At 54.3% G+C, this 1,093-nt stretch carries 1 rRNA gene; it reads right to left on the minus strand.

Annotation, left to right across the window (positions count from 1 at the left end):
* Positions 1 to 1,053: ribosomal RNA gene (locus ABIC61_RS18610) — 23S ribosomal RNA — on the minus strand; the annotation flags it as partial.
* Between the last annotated feature and the right edge of the window lie 40 nt (positions 1,054 to 1,093).

The raw sequence follows: 1,093 nt of genomic DNA on the forward strand, positions 1-1,093 counted from the left end.
GAAGCTTATCCCCCACCGTCTCACTGCTGCGCTCTCACTCACCGGCATTCGGAGTTTGGCTGACGTCAGTAACCTGTTGAGGCCCATCGGCCATCCAGTAGCTCTACCTCCGGCGAGAAACACGCAACGCTGCACCTAAATGCATTTCGGAGAGAACCAGCTATCACGAAGTTTGATTGGCCTTTCACCCCTATCCACAGCTCATCCCCTCCATTTTCAACTGAAGTGGGTTCGGTCCTCCACGACGTCTTACCGTCGCTTCAACCTGGCCATGGATAGATCACTTCGCTTCGGGTCTAGGACATGCGACTGAATCGCCCTATTCAGACTCGCTTTCGCTACGGCTGCCCCACACGGGTTAACCTCGCCACATATCACTAACTCGCAGGCTCATTCTTCAAAAGGCACGCCGTCACCCCTACAAGGAGGCTCCGACGGTTTGTAAGCAAACGGTTTCAGGTACTATTTCACTCCCCTCCCGGGGTACTTTTCACCTTTCCCTCACGGTACTTGTCCGCTATCGGTCATCTGGGAGTATTTAGGCTTATCAGGTGGTCCTGACAGATTCACACGGGATTTCTCGGGCCCCGTGCTACTTGGGATACACATCCGGCCATAACACCATTTCGTCTACGGGGCTGGCACCCACTACGGCCCGGCTTTCAAACCGGTTCGACTATGATGCGCTGTAACCGCCCCAGTCCGGCAGAACTGAGCGACGTGTCCCACAACCCCGACCATGCAACGCCCGCCGGCTATCACACATGATCGGTTTAGCCTCATCCGCTTTCGCTCGCCACTACTCACGGAATCACATGTTGTTTTCTCTTCCTGTGGGTACTGAGATGTTTCACTTCCCCACGTTCCCTCTACCCGCCCTATATATTCAGGCGGGAGTCACCAGGTCACAAAAGCGCCCAGCGGGGTTTCCCCATTCGGAAATCCTCGGCTCACAGCTCGATTATCAGCTCCCCGAGGCTTATCGCAGATTTCTACGTCCTTCTTCGGCTCCAGATGCCAAGGCATCCACCGTTTGCTCTTAGAAACTTGACCACAAAGATTAAAATTGCGATCGACTCGAACAACAACATCC

This window comes from Curtobacterium sp. 1544 (assembly GCF_040544915.1).
Classification (GTDB): domain Bacteria; phylum Actinomycetota; class Actinomycetes; order Actinomycetales; family Microbacteriaceae; genus Curtobacterium; species Curtobacterium pusillum_C.